A 16,401-nucleotide genomic window follows, 5' to 3' on the forward strand; every position below is an offset into this window, starting at 1 on the left:
TCATGGCGACCTTAAAGTACGAAAACCTGCCGGGCTTCTCTTACTGCCCACCCGCGCCGCGACTGGCCGTGGTGGGCACAAAGCGCAGCTGGGATACGTGGCGCACCGGCTCATCTACCAGCAGGCGCAGCGTGTGCTGCCCGGCCGGCAGGGGTGGCGTAATCAGGGAAACAGTGGTCCAGTCGGGGCCGGGCGCCACGGAGGCCGTGCCCAGGGGTAAGTCGCCCAGCCGCAGGGTGAGCCGGCCGACACCTACCAGGCCGGGCTGCACATGCACCTCGGCCTGGTAGGCGCCGGCCGCCGCCACCGTTACCGTGTACGTAAGCCACTCGCCCGCCGCCAGCTCACCCACGGCAAAGCCGGTGGCGGTTTCCGTGGTGGCGCTGATATCCACACCGTCGTTGCGGTAGGCCCCGCCGTGGTTGGTGGGCTTCAGCTCCCGGTAGTCGGTGCGGGTCGAGTAGCTGTCGTGGTAGGTCACGCCTTCGCGGCCCAGGTCGTAGTCGGTGGCCGGGATGGTACCGGGAATAGTGAGCGGGGCAAAGGGCGTGCGGGCGTCGGCGGGCTGGATGAGGGCGGCCAGCACGTCGCGGTTAATCTGGCAGTTGGCAAACTGCACGTTGCGCAGCAGCGCCGCCCGGCCTTCGGCGGTGAGGATGCTCCCGTAAGGTGCCACCCGCAGCAGGCCCGCGCCCGAGTCCACGCGCTTGATGTTCCAGTGGCACCAGCCGATGCCCGCGGCGTTGAGGCCCTGCACGGCAGCCGTAAACCACTCGTTGGAGTTTTCGCCGGTTTCGCCCACCCACACCGGCACCTGCCACCGGGCGCGAAAGGCCGCCAGATTGCTTAGCAGGTTGATTTGGTTGGGGTTGGGGTCGGCGGCTTCGGCCGTGTTGGGGCACCAGTAGCGGTGGGCGTTGTACACGAGGTTGGTTTTGTCGCGGGCGGTTAGCTTGTCGGGTGTCAGGTTGGTGTACTCGTTGCCGTAGCCGTTGCCTTCCAGCAGCAGCAGGTGCCGGTCTTGCTGGCCGCGCACGGCATCAATCAGCCGCGCGTACAAGGCGCTCAACTCCTGGTTGTCGTTGGATAAACCATTGGCAGCGTTGAGGTTGTGGGGCTCGTTGATGAGGTCGTACATGGCAATGGTGGCCTCGCGCCGGTAGCGGGCGGCCAGCTTCTCCCACAGCCGCACCGTGAGGTCCTGGTAGAGGAGGCGGCCCTTGGCGTCGCGGCGCTTCCATAGGTCCAGGGGCCGGAAGTTGTCGTTGATGTTGCGGTCGGTGCCCTGGCCGCCGGGCGCGGCGTGCAGGTCCAGAATCAGGTAGAGCTTGTTGGCGGCGCACCACTTCACCATGTCGTCGATAAACCGGAAGCCGTCCAGCTGCTGGGCCGGGTTGAACAGCTGGTTCTGGTCGTACCAGGTGCTGAGCTGCTGCACGTAGGCGTCCAGCTGCTGCGGGTTGTGCGGGTTGCGGGCCACGGCGGTGCGGGCCCGGCGCTGAGTTGGGGTCAGAAACAGGTCGTAGTGCAGGGGCAGGCGCACACAGTTGAAGCCCTGGCGGGCCAGGAAATCAATGTCGGCTTTGGTAATGAAATTGGCCCGGTACTGCCGGTAGAAGTCCTCCACCTCGGCCTCGGGCAGGGTGCGCAGCAGGCCCTGCTGAATGCGCCACTGGCTGTTAAGCGTGTCGGTGCCCAGGATGTAGCTTTCCTGGAGCAGCCAGCCGCCCACGTTGTAGCCGCGGAGCACCACCTCGCGGCCGGCGGCATCTACTATCCTAGGACCGTTGGCGCGGAGCAGGCCGAGCCGCTGCGCCGTAGCCGGACCAGCCACCGCCAGCAACAGCCCGAGCAGCCAGGCCAGTCCGGTAGAAAAGGGGTGGCGTGCGCCCATAGCACGCCGGTTTCGGCACATCATAACCTGAAAATTAAAAGATAAAGCAGCGTAGAAAGTCGGTGTACCGTTTGGCCCCACCCCTGCGGAAGAGGGGTGCGTTCTAGAGCTGTAAGCTTCAGGCTGCAAGCTGTAAGCTCTGTTTAAGCAAGCTTGCGGCTTGGAGCTTGCGTCTTGAAGCTGATGTTTGGACCCCTCTCCCGCAGGATGTCGCGCATCAAGCGAGGTGGGCCAAACGGCTGAGCAGCCAGCACAAGGAGCCGGAAATTCCCTCCGGCTGGTGCTTAGCCGCTGGAACTACTCTTTAACAAACTGCTGCACGGTGGCTGGCCCGCGGACTCCGCGCAGGGTGAGGAAGTAAAGGCCGGGCGGCAGGCTGTGCACGTCTACTTCGGTGGCTTGCTGCTGGCCTTTCACCTCCACGCGCTGCACCACGCGGCCCCGCGAGTTGGTAATGGTAAGCGTGGCCGCCTCCGCAGTGGGCACCGTCAGGCGGTTCCTGACCGGGTTGGGGTAAGCCAGGGCCGCCGGGACGGTGGTGCGGGCGGCCGTCCGGTTGGCGGCGCAGGTGGTGCCGGCCGTGTAGGCGTGCGGGGTGGCGCTGGAGTTGCGCTCGGCCGTGGTGGTGCCTACCCGGTAGGTGAAGTAGAACGACAGCGCCGCGCCGCCCGCCTGAGCCTGGGCAAAGGTGAAGTTGCCTCCCGCCGCCGTCATGGGGTAGCCAGTGTAGCCGCCCGAGCCCACTTTCACATAGATGAGGGCCAGGCTGCTGCCCGCAATGGGCGCCAGCGGCACAAACTTCCAGTTCACCGTGCCGTTGGTGGTCGAGACTTCGTAGGAGTAGTCGCCGTTGGCTACGGTACCGGTACAGGCCGTGCTGCCGGAGCTGCTGGCAGCCGTGCCGTACACTTCCAGCTCGTAGAGGGAGTAGCCGTAGGCGGTGCCCCGCGCCGTGCCGTAGATGCGCACGTACTGCCCGGTCCCGCTCAGGCCGGTGTGGTCATTCACCAGGCTGGTGTTGCCGGTTATGGTTTTGAGCGGCGTCCAGTTCTGGCGGTCCGAGGACACTTCCACGCGGTAGTCTCGGCCGTAGGCAGCTTCCCAGGTCAGCTTCACGCGGCTGATGCTGTAGCTGGCGCCCAGGTCCACGTACAGCCACTGCGAGTCGGCAAAGGCGCTGGCCCAGCGGGTGCCGCCGTTACCATCCACGGCCGCCGAGCCGGGCACTTGGGCGTTTTCCGTCGAAGAAACCGTCACGGGCTTGTTCAGGGCCAGGTTGGGCGTAGCGGGGTCGGTAGGCGTAGCTGTAAAGGACAGCCAGTTGACATTGCAGCCGGAGGAAGCCTGGGCATACAGGCGCAGGCGCTGCCCGCCCGCCGGCAAGCTCGCCGTGGCGCTGATAGTTGTCCAGCTCTGCCAGCCGCCTGTGTTGCCCACGCTGATGGTAGCCAGCACTGCACCAGCGCTGCTGCGCAGCTGTAGCTGGGCTCCACCCACGGCACTGGCCACGCGGAAGCCCACGGTGTAGGTGCCGGCCGTGGCTACGTTTACATCGTAATCCACCCAATCACCCGTCTCAAACCAGTTCATGTTGCGCCCGCCCCCGGTATCGGTGGTGGGCTCGGTGTCCACCCCGGACATAGCCACGTAGCTTTCGGCCTGGATGGTGCCCGGAATGGCCTGGGCCACGGGGGCAGCGGATACCGTCACGGCTACTGCGGCCGAAGTGGCTGTTGCGCCCTGGTTATCAGTGGCCTTGGCCGTGAGCGAGTAGCTGCCCGCCGCCACGCCCGACCAGGTGTAGGTGAACGGCGCACTCGTGTCTTCGCCCAGCTTGGTGCTGCCCTGGAAGAACTCCACCTTACTTACCGTGCCATCGGCGTCGGCAGCCGCGGCGGTGAGGGGGATGCTGGCCGGAGCCGTGAAGCTGGCGTTGTTGGCCGGGGCCGTCAGGCTGACGGTGGGCGGCGTGTTGGGGGCCGCGCCGCTGGCGCTGAGGGTGCGCAGGTTGTCCACGTAAAACACCGTGCCGGTGCTGGAGTTGGGCGCGAAGAGCAGCACCACATTGTCCACGTCGGCATCGGGCGTGCTGGCGTCGGGGGAGCTGGCGTAGCTGAAGATAAGCGTGTGCCAGGCGTTGGTTTGCTTCACTACGGCATGGTACACGCTGTGCCGGCCCGCCGGGAAGTTGCCGGGCGTGGAGGCGGCGCTGCTTTCCAGCTGCCACGATACCACCGTGCCCACCGGCGCCGAGGTATACACGTCCAGGGCAAACACCTTGCGGCCCGCCACGTAGGCGGCACCGTCCTTAATCAGGCTGGTGCCCAGCGTCAGAGCGTCGTAGGTGGAAGCCGAATTACGGGTGTACTGGGCCACTTTGGCGGAGGTGTTGGCGCCGCCGCTGGCCGGGTTGTTCACGGCCGCCTGATAGGTGCCGGTGGCCCGCACAAAGCTCAGGTTGCGCACGTCGTCGTAGTTCTCCAGCGTAGCGCCGGCACTGTACGTGGGGGTGGCCTTCTTCGCAATCCGCAGGTTGTCAATGTAGTACGTGTCCCCCGACTTCACTCCGCTGTTGAACAGCACGGCCAGCTGGTCGATGCTCACGTTGGCCGTGCCGGCGTCGGGGGCGGTGTTGAAGCTGAAAGTCAGCGTCTCCCACTGGTTTTGCTTGGTGGTGTTGGCCAGGTAGGTGCTGTTGCGGCCCGCCGGAAACGAGCCCGTAGGCGCGGCCAAGGCCTTGTTTTGCAGGGTGATATTAATGGGCGTACCCACCGGCGCCGAGGTGTACACGTCGAGCTGAAACTGGTAGGTCTGGTTCTTGAACAGCCCGGCGTCCTCAACCACCGTGCCCGGCGCCCCGGCGTTGAAAAACAGCACGTCGTACTGCTCCGAGGCGTTGCGCACGTATTTGCCCACGTTGGCCGAGGTATTCGCGCCGCCCGCAGCGGGGTTGGCCACGCCCGCCGAGTACACGCCGTTGGTGGTAGCCGCGTCGAAGGTGAGGCGGGCCGCGCCATCGTAGTTCAGCAGGGCCTCGGTGGCTACCACGGGCGCTTCGGGCTGCTTTCTAATTACCACGTTGTCGAAGTAGAACGTGGCGCCGGAGTTGGTGGCCGGCTGAAACAGCAAGGCCACGTTGTTGATGGAGTAAATGTTGGTGCCGGCGTCCAGGACCTTCTCTAACTCAAATTCCAGGGTTTCCCAGGCGTTTTGGCGGGAAGTGAAGGCCCGGTAGGCACTGTGCCGGCCCGCCGGGAAGTTGATGGCCGTCGTCACGTTGCTGTTCTCCAGTTGCAGGGTCACCTTGCTGCCCACCGGCGCCGTCGAGTACACATCCACGAACACCCGGCGCCGGCCCGCCACGAAGTCATTAGCGTTGCCGATGCCCAGGTTTTTCACGTTCAGCACGTCGTACTGCTCCGTGGCATTGCGCACGTAGCGCCCCACCTTGGCCGAAGTGTTGATGACGGCAGATGGGTTGTCAACCACTGGCGTAAGCGTACCGGTGGCGGCGCCGTAGGCCAGCACCCGGTTGCTCTCGAAATCCTCGTACACGCGGTCCAGCTGCAAGGCCGGCGCCACCGTCACGGATTTGGTGTAGGTGGCTGTGGTGCAGCCATTTACGGTTACCGTAGCCGTAACAGCACCGCTCACAGCGCCGCTGCCGAAATTCACCTGCACCGCGTTGGTGCCTTGCCCGCTTACCACGGTAGCCCCGCTCGGCACTGACCACGTGTAGATGGCGCCGCTGCCCACAGCATCGAGGCGGAAGGTGCGGTTTTGGTCGCCCTGGTACACCTGGCCGGGGCCCAGGATGGCGTAGTTGTAAGTGCCTTTGTACACCCGCACGTAGTCAACCTGGGTGGTAACGGGGTAGTCGGCGGGCGTGGGGTTCAGGCCCAGGCCAGTGAAGCCGGTACCGGGCCCGCCCACAGCCGTGTTCAGAATCAGGTAGAAGTTGCCGTCGTTGAAGGGCCAGGAGTTGCCGGCGGTGGTTTTCGGCGAGGCCGTGTGGAACAGGTTGCCGTCTACAAACCACTTAATCTGGTCGGGGCTCCACTCCACGGCATACACGTGAAAGTCCTGCGACAAGTCTACCGGGGCGTTGTAGTCGCGCCCGGTAAAGCGCCAGCCACCCGCGTCGTAGTGGATGGTGCCGCTCACGCTGCGCGGGTTTTTGTGCTTGGCCTCCATGATGTCGATTTCCCCGGTGAAGGGCCAGTTGCCGGGGTCGGCCAGCATCCAGAACGCCGGCCACACGCCCTGGGCCGAGGGCAGCTTCATGCGGGCCTCGATGCGGCCGTAGCGGAACGTCTTCAGCCCGCCGCTGGCCTGCTTCGACAGCAGCTTGGCCGAGGTATAGTTGTAGGTGCGCCCGCCCTGCACCGAATTTTCGTAGCGGGTGGCAATGCTGAGGTAGCCGCCCGCCACGGTGGCGTTGGCGGCCCGGTACACTTGCAGCTCGGCATTACCGAAGTTGCAGAGGCCGGTTTCGCAGCCGTCGCCCTCATATACTTGCCACTTGCTGAGGTTGCCGGGCGTATCGAACTCATCGTTCCAGACTAGCTCGGTGCACTGGGCCTGCGCCGCACTAGGTGCCAGCAGCCAGCCGCAGGCGGCAGCCACGGCCAGCCGGGCACCGCATCCGAGCCACTGGCTCAGAGAGGTAAAAGTGAAGGTCATGTATGGTGGGAGTTTGGTGGAAAGGAGGGCGGAGCCACCAGCTTGGAGCTAGTGGTAGGAGCGGATAAAGTGGAGCGGAGTCCACGTGGAGGCAAGTAGAAACTACGCGTCAACGGCACAATGCCAGACCCAGACACCAAGCGGCGAGTGGCCGCCGAAAACCAGAGTTTTTCAAGGGCCTGCATAGGGAAGTTGTTACAAAAAGATAGGTCTGGTCTTCTAAAATAATGGTACAAAAACCAATTTACAGCACCTGAAAACGCATGTTTCGCTTTGGTGCCAACCCCTCCATACGCTTACAGCACACGCTGATAAGTTGCCTTTTGGCAAGTAGCAGAATAAACTGCCAGTTTCTTTTCGGCAAAAAATCGGATAACAAACAATCAAAAAAGCCAGACATTCTATCCTGTTGGGGTGGTCTCCAACACATTTATTTCCACTCGTCTAAACTGTCAGTCTTTACTGTGATATGGCCACTTGTCTGACCCTCTCCAAGTGTAGTAGTCCAGTATTGAAATATATGTTCTATAGTATTTTGTGTCGAGGCCATAGGCAATACAGAGGTTGTTGATAGCCAGTGCCAAGTAGTATTTCATTGCAGCAGTGAAGCACCTACACCTCCTTTTCGACCCAAGCGGTAGGGCTGATATAAACTACTGAATCCGTTTAGGAAGTCTCCAGACCGTCATGCTGAGCTTGTCGAAGCATCTCTACCGCGGGCTAACTTTTAACGCTTGCTCAACGAAGCGGGAGAGATGCTTCGACAAGCCCAGCATGACGGTCTGGAGACTTCCTAAACAGCTTCACTGTCACATATACCCACCTTATTATCAGCTATAACTGGTCCCAGAAAACAATGCGGCCCGCGTGCTGGTGCACGAATCGTACGCCGCCATCCTGCGAGACGACAATAGCCAGGCTGTCGGGGTCGGCCAGGCACAAGCGGTAGGCGGCCCGGTGGCGGGTGCCGCCGCTGTTGGCCGCCTCACTCTGCACGGCGGTGGCCTCCATATCCAAGGCCCGGTATACCTCGCTAATGGCCACATGCGGCGCATAAACCTCAACCCCGAAGCCAATTACCCGCAAATCCTTGGTTAGTATCAGGGCTCCGTCCACGGCCATCATATCGGCCAGTAAGTCGGCAAACTGGTCCATTTCCGCTTCCAGCGCCCGGAGTTGGGGGTCGGCAGACTGCCGATACAACACGGAGCTAAGCTGCCCCAGCTCAGACAGCCGCCAGATGATAGCGGTTGCGAGCTGGTGAAATCGTGGCCCGGCACTGGCCGCGCCCACGGTGTACTTGGGTTGCAGTATTGCCGCTGGTCCTACCCGCCCGGCTACGTTTTGGCTTGGTACAAAAACCAGCAGCCCGCCGTGGCCGCTTGCCCGCACCCGGGCCAGAATGCGGTGTTGGAGGTGCAAGCCAAGTAGCGAAAGTAGCTCGTCCGGTACAGGCTGAGGTGTGAGGTGCATGCGCCGCATCTCTTCCTGGGCATACTCCAAATCCTGATCGAAGCGGCCGCGGCTCCAGGCTACGGGAAACTGCACAAAGCCGTGCCCGTCCACGCGGCCTCGTTGCAAGGTCAGTACCCGCGTCGGCCCTTCGTTGAAGATTAAGTTGCCCGGCCCGTGCAGGCGCAGCAGCAGGGCGGCGGGCGGGACGCCCATCGAGGGCCGGGGCGTTTCTCCCGGCAGCTCCCACGCGTACTGAGTAGCCAGCAGGCCCCAAATTCGCAGGCTACCGTCGGCGGCTTCGTCAACGGCCAGCAGGTTGCCCGCCCGGTGCACCGTGGGGCTGAGACGGCGCAGCTCCTGCTCAGTGTAGGCGCGGGCCGGCTCAAAAAGCAGCACGTGCTGGCCGCGCTGGCCAGCTACGTGTGCCTCCAGCGCCTCAGCCGAGGCAAACACGAGCTGGCCAACCACGGGCCGGGCTTCCTCGCTGAGCAAGCTGGCCTGGTAGGCCACGGAGATAAACTGCGTCAGCACGGGCGGCGACGGCAGAGCTACGGCTGTTGCGTCGGGCCAGCGGCTCCGCAAGGCATTCGCCAAATCACTCGGGTAGTAATGCATGGCAGATGGCGACAGGATGAAGCAAAGGAAAGCCGAAGCGCCCGTCTCCGGTGGCCCAACTGCTACGTTGCACCAGCGGCAAAGTACGCCGCGACGCCGTCAGCTTGAAGCAGGGCCGCTACTGGGCAAGAGAACCATCTAAACGTTGTTGAAAAGCTGGGCGGGTCAGGCTCACCAGCCTTCGTCGACCGGCGCCAATGACCAGCTAGAGCAGCGCAACAGGCGGCTGGAGTTTCATTAGCTTCGGGCGTAACATTGAAGTTGGCAGAAAGGAGTTACCAAGATCAGGGCTTACTGGCTAGCTGCTTGTCCAGCATTTTAATAAAGTAGCCTCCTACCACCGAGCGGGCCTGAAAACCGACCTGTTTGGCATCGGTGGTTTCGTGCCAGTCGGTGAGCGGGACGCGGGTGGGCGAGTCGTTGGCGAATTGCCAGACCGGCTTGATTAGGGCCTGGAAGTCGGCTGGGTTGTCGGCCAGCGTGGCACTCCATATAATCCAGTCCGACTTGGTGTAGGTCTTGCGGCTGTCCAGCGGCAAGCCGTAGCGCTGCTGGTTTTTGAGGTAGAAAGCTACTTCCTGCCGGGCCACTTCTTTCGGAAAGATATCCAGGCCCAGCAACTTGTCCCAGACCAGGTTATACTTCTGGCTCCAGGAGCCGGCGGGCTTGTCGAAGGTCAGGGCGTAATGGTCGCCAGTGGCCGCCATAGCCATCCAGCGCTGGGCGTAGTCGCGGGCCAGGGCAGTGTACTCGTCGGCCGTTTTCTGGTCGCCGAGCTGCCGGGCCAGCTGCCCGTAGCAGGCAATACCCAGAATAGCCTTCACCGACAAATTGGCGTTGCGGGCCAGGTGGCCGGCAAAGTCGTCGGTGCTGAGCTGGTTGGCCGGGTCCAGGCCGTCGCGCTTCAGAAAGCCGACCCACTTGGTGAGCGTGGGCCAATGCTTGCGGGCAAAGTCGGGCTTGCCGTCCATCTTCACGGCGGCCGCCGTCAGAATCAGCATGTTGCCGGCTTCTTCCACCGGCATGTCCTCACCATAGGTCTGGCCGTTGGCCCGCGGGTAGGTGCCTACATCGTGGGCCGGAAAGTCCTTTTTCCACCGCCCCGACTCGCTGTACTCGAAGATAAAGCGCAGCATGCCCTTGGCCAGCTCGTTGTTGTAGCGCAGAAACAGGGGAGCCGAGGGGTAAGTCACGTCCACCGTCCCGATGGAGCCGTTGGAGAAGTTCTCTTTGGAGAACATAAGCACTTCACCCCTGGGCCCGGCCACGATTTTATGGGCGGCAATGGCCTGGCGGTAAGCCAGCTGGCACAGGTCGGCGTACTCTTTGCCGCCGGCCGCCTGGGCCTCGGCATAGAGCTGCTGATCGAAGGCGGCGCACCGCTGGCGCAGGCGGGCGTAGTCGGCTTCGGCGGCTGCCAGGGTTTTGGGCATGGTGGTGGCGGGGTCGCGGCGCCACCAGCCGCGCAGGTTCTGCCCGAAGTACTGCACCGAATACTGGTCGTCGTAGCCCAGCAGCACGTGCCGCTCGGTGGGCGTGGTTACGGCGCCCAGGTCCAGCACCGCGCCCAGGGCTGTCTGCTGGGCTGGGCCGCTGGCACTCGCCGCCTTGGCGGGGGCCGGCAGCGCGCCGGTTTTGGCAAAAGCTGCTTTCAGCAAGCCGGGCGCTCCGGTGGCCAGCCTAGCCGGACCGGGAGCCGCCAGGTAGGCTTGGCCCCAGTCGATGCGCACGTTGTCGCCGGCCCGAACCAGCACGGCCTGCTCCGTGGTGCCCACTGCCAGCCAGCTCAGGTTGCCGGTGCTGCCTGCCTGGGTTGTAACGGGCTGGTAGGGCGTGTTGGCCGCCAGGCTGCCGCTTTCCGTGAGCAATACCTGCACCAGGTGGGCCCTGCCATCAGTTGAAGCCGCCCCGAACGTGAGGTAGCTCACGGGCCGGGCCACGGTTTCCAGCTCCTCCAGCAGCAGGGGCGAAAGGAAATTCACGGTCAGCTGCACCGGCCCGGCCGCAAACTGATACGTGGTTTGAGTGGCCGTCACGGTGGCGCTGGTCTGGCGGGCGGTGGGCGTAGCGGGCAGCGGCAGCACTTCATACAAGCCGGCATCGAGGTACTCGCCTCCTCTCGGGCTGTTGCAGTGCATGGCCAGCAGGTTCTCTCCCTTGCGCAGGGCCTGGCGCGCCGTTTCGGGCACGTCAAAGTACTCATATCCGTTGTTCCAGTCGGGCTGGCGTAGCAGCAGCACCCCGTTCAGATACACCTCCACCGCGTCGTCGTGCCACATGTACAGGCGCAGCTTACCGGTTGTGGCGGGGTTGGCAATGGTTACCGTGCGGCGCACCCACACGTCGCCCTCGGTCCAGGCCGTGCCCTGCCGGTCCTTCTGGTCGGTAAAGGGAGCAGGGCCGGTTTTCCAACCCGTGGCCGCAAAGGCCGGCTTCTCCCAGCCCGCTGCCGGGGCCGCCAGGGTGTACTGCGCCGTGTAAGGCTTTTCCGGGGCCGTGGGAATAAGCGTGCGGTACTGGGGAGCGGCTTGGCCCAGAAACTGGTACACCTTACCGTCGACGCGCACCACGCCCTCCAGCGCCTGGGGCGCGCCGGTCCAGTGCCGGGTAGGCGCGGCGGTCAGCGTGTCCTGAAAAGCCCACACGCTGAAGTACGGGTCGTGGGTGATGAGCGGATAAGCGGGCGGCCGGAGCGTTTGGGCCAGCAGGTTACCGAGGCTAAGCCCGGTGGCCAGTAAGAAAGCAACGGTTTTTTTCATGCTTGGGAAAGGTAGGAGGGTAGAAGCGGCGGTTTGAAACTCGGCGGAGCGTTCAGCACGAGTTGAAGATAGTCGGCTACGCGTGCTTTCTTCAGCCGCTTCTTATGATTTAAGAATCAAGGTACTACACCACCGAGCTACCTTCCCGGCGCTCTTCCTCGCTGAGCGAAGTCGAAGCAGAACAGTCTGGGACTGGCCGCCAACGGTGGTTGCCACGTTGGGCAGGCAGTAGCAATGGCCTCGTCGCGCTGAGAAGTTGCTGGTTGAGTTTGAAAGACGAGAAGTGTCGATTCCGCTTCGTCTCACTGACCTTGCCGCACAGCTGCTGGCCCATTCCAATACCGCGTTTTCTTTGGGAAATGGCTGGGAAATGAGGTGGGGTAAAACGCAGAAAACCGCCTCAACAGGCTGCGTTTGCAGCCCGCTAAGGCGGTTTTCTGAGACCTTTCGCTATTTGTGAGAGGCCAAGTGGTGGTCACGTAGGGAGTCGAACCCCAAACCTTCTGATTCGTAGTCAGATGCTCTATCCAATTGAGCTACGCAACCTGATGAGTACCGTGAACGGAAACGCTTCTCCGTTTTGGTTGTGCAAAGATAGCGGGGAAACTCTAGGCTGCGCAAGCCAGGCAGTGCATTTTGCCGTGAAATCTGGCGGAAAAGCCTGCAAAATGCTGAATTTCAGCTGAAATTTTTTTGCGCCGATGTGGCGTCCGGCCGCAGGGCGCGCTTTAGGGCCTGCGAAAACAGAAAGTAGAGGCCAAACAGCGACACAGCCAGCAGCACTGCCACCAGCACCTTGCCGGCCGTGCCCGTGTCGGGGTTCTGAATCAGGGCCAGCACATCCTGGGCTTTGGTGCCTAGCCAGTAGAAAAACACTGTGCGCGGCAGCATACCCACCACCGAAGCCGTCAGAAACTGCCGGCGCGGCACGCCCACCACGGCCAGAATAAAGGTGATGAGGGCAAAGGGCAGTACCGGCGAGAGGCGCGTGAGCAGCACCAGGCGCCAACTGTCGCCGCGCAGCTCCTGCATCACGGCGTGGGCCTTCGGGAAACGCTCCAGCAAGCCAATGACCTTGCCCCGGTCGAGGGAAACGGCCAGCAGATAGCCTAGCAGCGCGGCCAGCATGTAGGTGAGCAGCATACCCGGAAAGCCCTTCCACCCCAGGTAAAAGCCCGTAACCAGCACTACCACCGTGGTGTGAGTGAGGGCGAAGGTCATCGTGAAGGCCACCACCACGAAGTACAGCACCATCTGGCCCAGCGTGGGGTTGCGCAGCCAGTCGGCGTTTTCGTGCAGGCCCCAGGTCAGCAGACTGTCGCCGACCAGGGGCAGGCCGGCCAGCAGCAGCAAGGACACCAGCGTGGAGGTGTGCTGCTGGAAAAGTTCTCGGAGAAAAGCCATCGGCAGGGAAAGCAAACGGGCCGGCGTTGCGCGGCCGGCCCGAAGGTAGAACGTAGAAATGGCTTCGATGGCTACGCCTCGGGCTCAGGGCCGCCGGCCAGCTGGGTTCCTCGTCGGTTTTGGCCCAGGAAAGACGAGCAACCACGCGGGCGGCAGAATACGAAGCCCGGCAAGGCAGAGCACCGCCGGCAGAACCAGCGGGCCGTTTGGCAATACAAACCGGCCCAGGCGCCCGGCAGACCAGCGGCCGAGGTGAGGGGCGGCCTAGCCAGGAGCTACTGCGTGAAAGGCGCCAGCCTGCCTACCTTTGTGGCCAACACTTCTCACCGACCCGCCTCTTACCTTCATTCCCGTATGAAATTCGGAACCAAGGCCATTCATGCCGGCGTACACCCCGACCCCGAAACCGGGGCCATCATGACGCCCATCTACCAGACGTCGACCTACGTGCAACGCTCACCCGGCGACCATAAAGGCTACGAGTACTCACGCACCCACAACCCCACCCGCACCCAGCTGCAAGACGCGCTGGCCGCCCTCGAAAACGGCACCCACGGCCTATGCTTCGCCACGGGCATGGCCGCCGTCGACTGCATCATCAAGCTGCTGCAGCCCGGCGACGAGGTTATTAGCACCAACGACCTGTACGGCGGCTCCTACCGCATCTTCACCAAGGTGTTTGCCCAGTACGGTATCAAGTTCCACTTCGTGCCCATGCACGACATGGCGGCCGTGGAGGAGAAAGTAACCGGGCGCACCAAGCTGATTTGGGTGGAAACGCCCACCAACCCCCTGCTCAACGTCATCGACATTGAAGCTGCTGCCCGCGTGGCCAGGCAAGCCGGAGCCCTGCTGGTGGTCGACAATACCTTCTCCACGCCCTACTTGCAAACGCCCCTGGACCTGGGCGCCGATGTGGTGATGCACTCCCTGACCAAGTACATGGGCGGCCACTCCGATGTGGTGATGGGGGCCATCATTGTGAAGGACGATGCCCTGGCCGAGCGCCTGCGCTTCCTGCAGAATGCCTGCGGCGGCACGCCCGGCCCGCAGGACTGCTTCCTGGTGCTGCGCGGCCTCAAAACCCTGCACCTGCGTATGCAGCGCCACTGCGAAAACGGCCGGGCCGTGGCTGAATTTCTGAAAGCTCACCCCAAAGTGGAAAAGGTATTCTGGCCCGGCTTCCCGGACCACCCCAACCACGCCGTAGCCGCCCGCCAGATGCGCGACTTCGGCGGCATGATTTCCTTTGTGCTGCGCGGCGACCGGAAAGAAGACGCCGTGGCCGTGCTGGAGAAGTTCGAGCTGTTTTCGCTGGCCGAAAGCCTGGGCGGCGTGGAAAGCCTCTCGGGCCACCCTGCCACCATGACCCACGCTAGCATTCCGGCCGAGGAGCGCCGCAAAGCCGGCCTCTCCGACTCCCTCATCCGCCTGAGCGTGGGCATTGAGGACGTGGAAGACTTGATTGAAGACTTGCGCCAGGCTATTGGCTAGCTGCGAATTGCGTTGTTGACCTACAGCGGCACCGGCAGTAGCTGGTGCCGCTGTTTCTGCAGGGTAGTGACGCTAAATTGATAATATCCGAAGAGGATTGGCGGTCTGTTACAGACGAGCTACCTTGCTCACTGTGAGAAAAAACGTTATTGACTACCGGTGGCAGCTAGTAAGTCTGCTGACTCTGTTCTGAATCTGCTCTTCCGCCACAGTGCGGGCGCAAACGCCCAGTCAACCCAAAACGGTAGCCGTGCGGGGTTCGGCCACCCGCGAACTAGCCCCTGAAACGGCCGAGCTGCTGCTGACCTACCGCGCCCAGGACCAGGTGCGCAACGCCGACCGGGCCCGCGAACAGCAAGACCGCTTGCTGGCGGTGCTGAACGAATACCGAATTGAGCCGGCTCGGCTAGTAGTGTACAACCTGATGGCAAGTGGTAGCGGCTGGTCGAAGACCACTAACTCGACGGTGTATTTGACTACGCAGTACAAGCTAACACTCGACAAGCCGGCAATAATTAACGAGTTGCTGCCCAAGCTGGTTCAGACCGGAGCTGATGAAGTGGTGGTCAGCAACCTACTAAGCTCCCGCCTCGCTGCCTTTCGGCTTGAAGTGGCGAGCTTGGCCCTGGCCGACGCCCGCACCAAAGCCCAGCATATTGTTCAACAGGCTGGGCTGAAACTAGCGGGCATCAGGACCATAGCTGAGGTGCTGCCAGCTGGTCCGGCTGCGCCGCTTATACCGGAACGTAGCCGGTATAGAATGTTAACTTTTGGTTCTGCAGCATCGGTAGGCGCGGATGCCGCTGATGTTGTAAATCCCGTAAATCCGCGAGCTATCCGCGTGCAGGTGGCTTTCGATGTGGAATATGAGGTACAATAATCTGGCACGGGGCCGGCTACGGGCTGCAAGGTAAACGCGGCTGTCATTCGTCACCTTAGAAAGCAGGGCCATTACGGCCTTGCTTTTTTATTGCCTCAACCATGAAAACTCCCTCCCGCTTCGACGGCCGCCGCTACCATAATACCATTCCCACCAGCATGTCCATGAACTATGGGCTGATGCTGCGGCGGTGGCTGGCGGGCCGGGAGGAGCGGGTGCCGCGCCGGCCGCTGGGGCCGTTCCGGGCCGATGCTGCCGCTCTGGCCGCGCCCGTACCGGCCGAGGCCTTGCGCGTGACGTGGCTGGGACACTCCACGGTGCTGCTGGAGCTGGACGGCCGCCGCCTGCTCACCGACCCGGTGTGGGCCGGGCGGGTGTCGCCGGTGCGGGGCGCCGGGCCCCGGCGCTTCCTCGTGGCTCCGCTGCCCCTGGACCAACTGCCTCTGCTTGATGCCGTGCTGCTTTCCCACGACCACTACGACCACCTCGACCGGGCGGCCATTCAGGCGCTGGCCCGCACCGGTGTGCCTTTTTACTACCCGCTGGGCGTGGGTGGCCACCTGCGCCGCTGGGGTGTGCCCCGGCCCAGATAACCGAGCTGGACTGGTGGCAGGAAGCGGAGCTGCCCGGCGGCACCCACCGGCTGGCCGCCACGCCGGCCCGGCACTTTTCGGGGCGCCGCCTCACCCGCGACACCACGCTGTGGGCATCCTGGTGCGTCCTCGGCCCCCGGCACCGCGCCTTTTTCGGCGGCGACTCCGGCCCTTACGAAGCGGGCTTCCGCGAAATTGGGTCGGCCTACGGGCCCTACGAGCTGATTATGTTGGAAAATCGAAGCCTACGACGAGCTTTGGGCGGATATTCACAGGAGCCCCGACGAGGCACTAGTAGCCCACCATGCCTTAGGCGGCAGGCCGCTGCTGCTCCCATATTGGGACACATTCAACGTGGCTTTCCACGCTTGGTACAAGCCAGTAGAGGGTCTGTAGGCTGCCGCAGGTCCTGCGGTGCCCGTGCTATTGCCCGCCCCCGGCCAGCGCCTCAACGTAGCGGTCAACCCATTGCCGCAGCACTGCTAGCAGGATTGTAGGGCCTAAGCCGCAAGTGAAGACCGTTTGTGTTGAGTTGCAGGTAGTCAGGTAAAAGTACAGTAATAACATTTTTTTAATACAGGTACTGTTGAGTTTAGAGTAACTCAAGCTGCATTATACTGGTGA

General features: G+C 62.9%; 7 protein-coding genes, 1 tRNA gene and 1 pseudogene. 3 read left to right on the forward strand and 6 right to left on the reverse strand.

Annotated elements, in window-relative coordinates:
• Nucleotides 1–40: 40 nt before the first annotated feature.
• The 6 genes from OIS53_RS19280 to OIS53_RS19305 all read right to left on the reverse strand — a co-directional run bounded on the left by OIS53_RS19280 (nucleotide 41) and on the right by OIS53_RS19305 (nucleotide 12,810).
• Complete coding sequence (locus OIS53_RS19280) at nucleotides 41–1,894, reverse strand: cellulase family glycosylhydrolase (protein ID WP_264680212.1); 1,854 nt, start codon at nucleotides 1,892–1,894, stop codon at nucleotides 41–43.
• 297 nt (nucleotides 1,895–2,191) lie between these two features.
• Nucleotides 2,192–6,577 carry a carbohydrate-binding protein gene (locus OIS53_RS19285; protein ID WP_264680213.1) on the reverse strand — a complete coding sequence of 1,462 codons (4,386 nt, stop codon included), beginning with the start codon at nucleotides 6,575–6,577 and terminating at the stop codon, nucleotides 2,192–2,194.
• Nucleotides 6,578–7,411: 834 nt separating this feature from the next.
• Nucleotides 7,412–8,647: a DNA integrity scanning protein DisA nucleotide-binding domain protein gene (locus OIS53_RS19290; RefSeq protein WP_264680214.1), complete on the reverse strand. Its 1,236-nt coding sequence runs from the start codon at nucleotides 8,645–8,647 to the stop codon at nucleotides 7,412–7,414.
• 284 nt (nucleotides 8,648–8,931) lie between these two features.
• Nucleotides 8,932–11,406: a glutaminase family protein gene (locus OIS53_RS19295; RefSeq protein ID WP_264680215.1), complete on the reverse strand. Its 2,475-nt coding sequence runs from the start codon at nucleotides 11,404–11,406 to the stop codon at nucleotides 8,932–8,934.
• Between the two features lie 469 nt (nucleotides 11,407–11,875).
• Nucleotides 11,876–11,952: transfer RNA gene (locus tag OIS53_RS19300), tRNA-Arg, on the reverse strand.
• Between the two features lie 132 nt (nucleotides 11,953–12,084).
• Nucleotides 12,085–12,810 carry a TVP38/TMEM64 family protein gene (locus OIS53_RS19305; protein ID WP_264680216.1) on the reverse strand — a complete coding sequence of 242 codons (726 nt, stop codon included), beginning with the start codon at nucleotides 12,808–12,810 and terminating at the stop codon, nucleotides 12,085–12,087.
• Nucleotides 12,811–13,164: 354 nt separating this feature from the next.
• On the opposite strand from OIS53_RS19305, the gene OIS53_RS19310 reads away from it, so the two are divergent.
• The 3 genes and pseudogenes from OIS53_RS19310 (at nucleotide 13,165) to OIS53_RS20535 (ending at nucleotide 16,274) form a co-directional block, all read left to right on the forward strand.
• Nucleotides 13,165–14,304 (forward strand): cystathionine gamma-synthase, encoded by a 1,140-nt coding sequence (locus tag OIS53_RS19310; RefSeq protein ID WP_264680217.1) that lies wholly within the window; start codon nucleotides 13,165–13,167, stop codon nucleotides 14,302–14,304.
• A gap of 250 nt (nucleotides 14,305–14,554) precedes the next feature.
• A complete protein-coding gene (locus tag OIS53_RS19315) occupies nucleotides 14,555–15,184 on the forward strand; it encodes an SIMPL domain-containing protein (RefSeq protein ID WP_264680218.1) in 630 nt (209 codons plus the stop codon).
• A 179-nt stretch (nucleotides 15,185–15,363) separates the two neighbouring features.
• Nucleotides 15,364–16,274: pseudogene (locus OIS53_RS20535) on the forward strand (MBL fold metallo-hydrolase).
• The last annotated feature ends 127 nt before the right edge of the window (nucleotides 16,275–16,401 follow it).

The sequence above is a fragment of the Hymenobacter sp. YIM 151500-1 genome, from assembly GCF_025979885.1.
Lineage (GTDB): Bacteria > Bacteroidota > Bacteroidia > Cytophagales > Hymenobacteraceae > Hymenobacter.